Source organism: Mesorhizobium sp. M7A.F.Ca.CA.002.05.1.1 (assembly GCF_003998335.1).
GTDB lineage: Bacteria > Pseudomonadota > Alphaproteobacteria > Rhizobiales > Rhizobiaceae > Mesorhizobium.
The window spans coordinates 1-7,124 of record NZ_RZQI01000247.1 but is presented as its reverse complement, the minus strand read 5'-3'; the positions used below and the strand labels follow the sequence as shown (position 1 = coordinate 7,124).

At 63.7% G+C, this 7,124-nt stretch carries 7 protein-coding genes; 6 read left to right on the top strand and 1 reads right to left on the bottom strand.

Translation table 11 applies throughout. The features are described 5' to 3' along the window. Together EN939_RS14720 and EN939_RS14715 are read left to right on the top strand one after the other, a co-directional pair. A partial coding sequence (locus EN939_RS14720; RefSeq protein ID WP_164750996.1) for an efflux RND transporter permease subunit occupies positions 1-1,482 on the top strand: 1,482 nt, incomplete at its 5' end. A 15-nt stretch (positions 1,483-1,497) separates the two neighbouring features. Next, complete coding sequence (locus tag EN939_RS14715; protein ID WP_127268585.1) at positions 1,498-2,649, top strand: efflux RND transporter periplasmic adaptor subunit; 1,152 nt, start codon at positions 1,498-1,500, stop codon at positions 2,647-2,649. A 22-nt stretch (positions 2,650-2,671) separates the two neighbouring features. Here EN939_RS14715 and EN939_RS14710 read toward each other — a convergent pair whose 3' ends face one another. Continuing rightward, entirely contained in the window at positions 2,672-3,604 is a 933-nt protein-coding gene (locus tag EN939_RS14710; protein ID WP_127268584.1) for a LysR substrate-binding domain-containing protein, read from the bottom strand. A gap of 102 nt (positions 3,605-3,706) precedes the next feature. Here EN939_RS14710 and EN939_RS14705 point away from each other — a divergent pair, with 102 nt between their 5' ends. The 4 genes from EN939_RS14705 to EN939_RS14690 all read left to right on the top strand — a co-directional run. Then, positions 3,707-4,495, top strand: a complete 789-nt coding sequence (locus EN939_RS14705) for a HalD/BesD family halogenase (RefSeq protein WP_127268583.1) — start codon at positions 3,707-3,709, stop codon at positions 4,493-4,495. Positions 4,496-4,602: 107 nt separating this feature from the next. Then, a complete protein-coding gene (locus EN939_RS14700; protein ID WP_023808713.1) occupies positions 4,603-5,295 on the top strand; it encodes a GntR family transcriptional regulator in 693 nt (230 codons plus the stop codon). Between the two features lie 36 nt (positions 5,296-5,331). Continuing rightward, on the top strand, positions 5,332-6,438 hold the full coding sequence (locus EN939_RS14695; RefSeq protein ID WP_127268582.1) for a mandelate racemase/muconate lactonizing enzyme family protein: 1,107 nt from the start codon (positions 5,332-5,334) through the stop codon (positions 6,436-6,438). 1 nt (position 6,439) lies between these two features. After that, positions 6,440-7,124 (top strand): mandelate racemase/muconate lactonizing enzyme family protein (locus tag EN939_RS14690; protein ID WP_164750995.1); only part of this gene is annotated, 685 nt, incomplete at its 3' end.

Sequence of the window (7,124 nt, the reverse complement as noted above, 5' to 3'; positions counted from 1 at the left end):
GGCTATTTCTTCGTCGTCATCCAGTTGCCCGACGGCGCGTCGCTGGAACGCACCGACGCGGTGGCGCAGAAGGCGCGTGACATCCTGCAGGCGACGCCCGGCGTCGAGATTGTCGGCTCGATCAGCGGCCTGAATTTCCTGACCAGTGCGGCGCAGTCGAATTCGGCGGTCGAATTCGCCATCCTGAAGCCGTGGGAGGAGCGCGGCCCCGACCAGAGTGCATCGAAGCTCGTCGCCGATGTGCGCGGCAAGCTGATGCAGATTCCGGAAGCTTTCGCGCTGAGCTTCGATCCGCCTTCTATCCCGGGTATCGGCACCACAGGCGGCTTCGAATTCGTCGTCGAGGATCTGACCGGCCGCGGCAGTTCAGCCCTCAACGATGCGACGCAAGCCGTGATCGCCGAGGCGCGCAAGCAGCCCGAAATCAACCCGCAGCAGCTGTTCTCGCCATTCTCGACCTCGACGCCGCAGTTCAACTACGACCTCGACCGCAGCAAGGCCAAACTGCTCGGCCTCAATCTGCCCGATGTCTTCAACACGCTGCAGATCTATCTCGGCTCGCTCTACGTCAACGACTTCAACCTGTTCGGCCGCACCTTCCGGGTGACCATCCAGGCCGACAAGGATGCACGTGCGGGTGCCGCCGACATTTCGCGGCTCTATGTGCGCAATGCCTCCGGCGGCATGGTGCCGCTCTCGACGCTGGGCAAACTCGTGCCCTTCGTCGGCCCGGAGACGGTGCCGCATTACAACAACAATGCCTCGGCCTCGATCAATGGCGGTGCCGCACCCGGCTTTTCCTCGGGCCAGGCGGTTGCCGCGATGGAACGGGCCGCCGCCATTGCGCTGCCAAGGGATTTCGGTTTCGAATGGACCGGCATCACCTTCCAGGAGCTCAAGGCAGGATCGATCGCGTCCGTCGTCTTCGGCCTCGCCATCGTCTTCGTCTTCCTGATCTTGGCGATGCAGTATGAGAGCTGGGCGATGCCGTTCATGGTGCTGTTGGCGGTGCCACTGGCCCTGTTCGGCGCCTTCGTGGCCCTGTTGCTGCGTGGCATGCAGATCGACGTCTACTCGCAGATAGGCTTCGTCATGCTGATCGGCCTGGCGGCCAAGAACGCGATCCTGATCGTCGAATTCGCAAGGCGACGGCGCGAAGAAGGCCTCAGCATCGTCGACGCGGCGATGGAGGCGGCACGGCTCCGGCTGCGGCCGATCCTGATGACGGCTTTCGCCTTCATCCTCGGCGTGCTGCCGCTGATGTTTGCCACCGGTGCCGGCGCGGCAAGCCGGCAGTCGATCGGCACCACCGTGTTCGGCGGCATGGTCGCAGCGACCATCCTGTCGCTGGTGTTCGTGCCGGTGTTCTACGCGGTCATCGAGCAGCTGCGCGAACGCCGCGGCAATGACGAGCCCGCCTCTCAAGACAATGAACCAACGACTGAGCCCGCCTTGCGCCCCCTGGCGGAAGCGGCCGAATAAGATTGGAGACTGATCATGCGTAAATGGAAAATCGCGTTGGGAACGGCCGTCGCGCTGGGAGCGATCTCGGTGGCCAGCGTCCACCTGCTCGACATGGGCAACCTCAGCCTCAATGCCGGCACGGCCGCGGCGACGCCTGCTCCGGCGGCATTCGTCATGCCGGTGCCGGTGGTTAGTGTCGTCAAGAAGACGATCCCGATCTACCTGGACTATGCCGCGCGGACGGAACCGATCCGCAGCATCACCTTGCAGGCCAGGATTCCGGGCTATCTGCAGGAGCAGACCGCAGCCGACGGCGTCGACGTCCGGCAAGGCGATCTTCTCTACAAGATCTCGCCTGACGACTTCCAGGCGGCTCTCGACCAGGCCAAGGCGCAAGTGCAGCGCGATACGGCGACGCTCGACTATGCCCGCTCCAACCTCGGTCGCGGCACCGAGCTCGCCAAGAGCGGCTACCTCGCCAAGGACGGCTTCGACCAGCGCACCAGCACCTTGCGCGAGGCACAGGCGTCGCTGGCGGTCAATCAGGCGGCGGTCCGCACGGCAGAGCTCAATTTGAGCTACGCTGAAATCCGGGCGCCGTTTGGCGGGCGTCTCGGCCGCAACCAGGCTTCGGTCGGAACGCTGGTCAGCGTTGCCGGCACCGTGCTCAACACGCTGGTGCAACTCGATCCGATCTATGTCACCTTCAACCCGAGCGAGACGGATCTGGCCGAGATCGAGCAAGCCCGCGCGAACGGCCCGATCGAAGTGGAGGTGCTGCTCCCCGGCCAGACCGAGGCCAGCCAGAAGGGCGAGCTTACCTTCATCGACAATTCGGTCGACCGCTCGACCGGCACGATCACGGCGCGCGCAACGATCGGTAACGGCAAGTTCACGCTGCTGCCCGGCCAATATGTTCGTGTCCGGCTGCATGTGAGAGAGCAGGCCGACGCGCTGATGGTGCCGCAGACGGCGCTGGGCTCGAGCCAGCTCGGCAAATATCTCTATGTCGTCGGCAAGGACAACACGGTCGACCAGCGGCTGGTTTCGCTCGGACCGACGAGCGGCGGTCAGGTCGCCATCCTCAGCGGCGTCGCCGAGGGCGACCAGGTGATCACGGGCAATCTGCAGAAGATCGGACCCGGAGCGCCTGTATCGCCGATACCGGAAAAGCCGGCCACCTGAACACCCCCGTCAGGACCCGGCTTCAGCGCGGCGCCCCGACCTTCCCACAGGTCGCGGGCGCCGCTCGACTGAGCAGTTCCACCAGACCGGCAACATCGGCGCGGTCGGCCTTGGCCACCGGCATGAATGCACAGTAGGGATGCCCGAGGCGCACGGAGACGGAGGAGAGCGCAATCAGCCGACCGGCCTCCAGATCGGCGCGCGCCATGACCCGCTGGCCAAGCGCGATGCCCAGGCCCAGCCTTGCCGAGGCGATCGCAAGGCTGGACAGGCCGACGCGCCGCCCGTGCGACGGGTCGGGTGAGCGGCTGCCGCCGGAGGCCGCAAACCAGTCAGCCCAGGTCGGGTGCGAGGCATAGTTCGGCCCCCAATTGGTGTGGATGAACTGGCTCTCGTGCAAATCCGCCAGACTGGTATCGCCATTGCCGTGCCGGTGCCAGAATTCCGGTGCGCAGACAGGCAGGACGTCGTCATGGACGAGACGGACGAGTTTCAATCCGGGATAGTGATAATCGCCATAGCTGATGCGCAGGTCGATGTTCTGGCGCATCAGGTCGACCGGATCGTCCTCGACCCGAACGTCGATCGCCATCTGCGGAAAGGCATCGAGAAGTACCGCCAGCCTCGGCGCCAGCCACAGTTCGGCCAGCGAGAACGGCACGCTGACGACCAGGCGCGTCCGCATCCCGCCCTCCAGCATACGCTGGCCTATAGCGGCGATGTCTCCCAAAGCCTTCGCGGTCTGCGGATAGATAGCGTGGCCGGCATCGGTGAGCGCGATGCGGTTGCCGGTGCGCACGAACAATTGCTTGCCGAACCAGTTCTCAAGATTGCGTATCTGCTGGCTGACCGCTGCAGAGGACACGCCGAGTTCAGAAGCGGCCAAGGTGAAGCTGCCGGCACGGGCGGCAACTTCAAAAGCCTTGATCGCATTCAGCGGCGGCAACCGTTCCACAACAGATCCATAAGTTTTTCTTGCTCAATCCTAATTATTTTCGACGTTGAGAGAAAGATTTTTTTGCCGTCTCATAGACTCGAAACCTTCGGAGCCATGACGATGAAAGACATCCTCGATCTCGACCGCTATCCGCTCGACCGCGAAGGCAGCGCCGAATGGCAGCGCCTTGTCGAACAATCCGTCGCCGCGCTCGAAGCCGACGGCATGTTCAATCTGGAAGGGTTTTTGCGCCCCGGCGTGGCGGAACAAGCCGTGCGCGAAATCCAGCCGGTGATGGCCGCGCGCTCGCATGTGCACAAGCGGATGCACAACATCTACTTCAAGCCTGACATTCCCGAGCTTGCACCCGACCATCCGGCGCTGCGCAAGGTGGAGACCATCAGCCACACCGTCTGTGCCGACCAGATTCCGGCCAGCGTCGTGCTCGCCATCTACGAATACGAACCGCTGCTGCGCTTCCTGGCGGCGACGATGGGCAAGACCAGGCTGCATGTCATGCAGGATCCGTTGGCGCGAACCAATGTCATGGCCTATCGCGCCGGCGAGGCTTTGAACTGGCATTTCGATCGCTCCGAATTCACGACGACGCTGCTGCTGCAGGCAGCGGAATACGGCGGCGACCTCGAATACCGCACCGATCTGCGATCTGACGGCAATCCCAACTATGACGGCGTCGCAAGGCTGCTGGACGGGCGCGATCCCGATGCAAAGATCCTGCGCATGAAGCCCGGCACGCTGAATGTCTTCCGCGGCAAAAACACCGCGCATCGCGTCACCACGGTCGAAGGCGAGCGCGAGCGCATGATCGCGGTGTTTTCCTACTATGAAAAGCCCGGCGTGGTGTTCAGCCCCGAGGAGCGGGTCGGCTTCTACGGCCGTGCCGCCTGAGACCGAAAGGCCGACATGCCAACGGCCCCCAAGAATCCGAAGATGACCTCTTGTTAGATTGTCGACAATCTGCTTGTCTTGCTTTCGATTTCCCTGGGAGTGGCCGAATGGCGAAAGCGGATTTCAGTCCGATTGCGGACACGACGCGACGCGCCGAGATCGTCGCGCTGTTGCGGCGTGCGATCCTGACCGGGCAGCTCGCACCCGGCCAGAAGCTCAACGAGCTGCGGATTTCCGAACAGATGCGGGTCAGCCGCGCGCCGTTGCGCGAGGCAATGCGCGAACTGGTCCAGGAAGGCATCCTGACCAGCATCCCCTATGCCGGCACCTTCGTCATCGAGGTCACAGCCAAGGACATCGACGATGCCTATTCGTTCAACAAGGTGATGGACGAGCTGGCCATCGAGCGGGCGTGGCCGCTGCGCGACCAGCGCTTCTTCGACGAGCTCGACCGGCGTCACGAAGCCGTGAAGCAGGCGACCCGTGCGTTGGACACGACACGCCAAATCGAAACCGCGCTGCAACTGCATGGCCTGATCTACGAATGGGCCGACAATTCGGTGCTGCTGGAAACCTGGCAGCGGCTGACCAGCCGGCTGCAGATGTATTTTGCGCTCCACCAGCATGCCCGCAATGAGCCGGTGCCGGCCGAAGACGTTCACGAAACCTATGTGCGGTTGCTGAAGGGCAAGGACATGCGTGCAGCCCAGCGCCATGCCAGGGAGCACATCGATCTCGATTTCGAGGAGTTGCTTGCCTATGCGCGCGGCCTCGAACAACGCCCGTCGAGGGGCGCCTGACCCGTTCCCCACCATCACAGACAGCGGACAAGACACGTGCAGATCGAAACCATCAAGGCCTACCATGTCGTGCAGCCCTTCGTGGACGGGCCATACCGCATGTCGAAGGGGCGCGAGGCCGACGCTTTCGACGCGGTGATCGTGTCCATTGCATCAGACAGCGGTATCACCGGCTGGGGCGAGATGGCGCCGCTCGGCAATTTTTACTCGGCAGCCTTCCCGGCCGGCGTTCGCGCCGGCGTGGTCGAGATCGCGCCGCATCTGATCGGCCATGATCCGCGCGGACTAGCCAACATCGGCCGGCTGATGGACACGGTGTTCAAGGGTCATCCCTACATCAAGTCGGCGCTCGACATGGCCTGCTGGGATCTGGCGGGGCGCGCCGCCGACGTGCCGCTGGTAACGCTGCTCGGCGGCAAGGAAAGCGACACCGCAGAACTCTACAAGGTCGTCACGCACGGCAGCGTCGACGCCATGGCCGCGCTGGCCAAGCGCATCGTCAAGGACGGCTTCCACCGGCTACAGGTCAAGGTCGGCGGCAATGTGCATGACGACATCGAGCGTGTCACCGCGGTCGCCGCCTCGGTGCCGAAAGGCACGGTCATCTTCTGCGACGCCAATGCCGGCTGGACGCCCTATCAGGCGCGCCAGTTCGCCGACGCCACGCGCGCCATCGACTACACGTTCGAGCAGCCCTGCACCACGATCGACGAGAACATGTCGGTGCGCCGCATGCTCGACAAACCGATGGTGCTCGACGAATCCGTCACCTCGCTCGAGGCGATGCTGGAAATTCATCGCCTGGGTGCGGCCGACGGGCTGACCCTGAAGATCTCGCGCCTTGGCGGCGTGACGAAGACGCGCCAGATCCGCGACGTTGCCGTCGACCTCGGCTTCATGATCACGGTCGAGGACACGGGCGGCGCCGAGATCGACACCGCGGCCATGGCGCATCTGTCGCTGTCGACGCCGGAAGAGCGCCGGCTGCATGCCATCGCCTTCCATGAATGGGTGACGGTGCGCACGGCGTCGAACATGCCGCCGGTCACCGGCAGCCGCATGGGCATTCCGGACGGACCGGGCCTCGGCATCGACGTCGTTCCCGACCTGCTGGGCAAGCCTTTCTTCGAGGTCGGCCGCTGAGATGAAGATCCGCAGCATCAAAGCCACGCCGATCAATCTGCGCCTCGAAGCACCCTATGCCTGGGTGTTCGGCGAACTCGACGGATTTTCGCCGACCATTGTTGAAGTCGAGACCGAGGATGGCTTGATTAGCCTCGGCGAAGCGCCGACGCCAGCGGCGGCCGCGATTATCAACGATGTCCTGGCGCCACGGCTGGTCGGCCGCGATGCCTTCGACATCGCCGGCGCCGAGCATGTCTGCCTGCCCTTTTGGACCGGCGTGCAGTCGATCAACGACCGCACCCGCATCATGGCCTTCGGCGCCATCGAGATGGCGTTGTGGGACCTGCGCGGCAAGGCGTGGAACCAACCGCTCTACCAGTTGCTTGGCGGCGCTGTGCGCAAGGATATCCCGTTCACCGACTATTTTTCGCTGCGCGGTGATGGACCAAAGGTGAAGGGCGAGACGACGCCGGAAGAAGTCGCCGATTATTGCGTCGAATTGCACGAGACGCATGGAACGACCTTCTTCGAAGGCAAGTTCTCGACCGAAGATCCGAAAGTCTCGCTCAGGATGGTCGAGCTGATCCGCAAGAAACTCGGCGACGATGCGATGATCCGTATCGATTCCAACCAGGCTTATTCACTCAGCACCGCGCGGCGGCTGGCGCGCCCGCTGGAAGAGTTGGGCGTGCGCAACTGGGAGG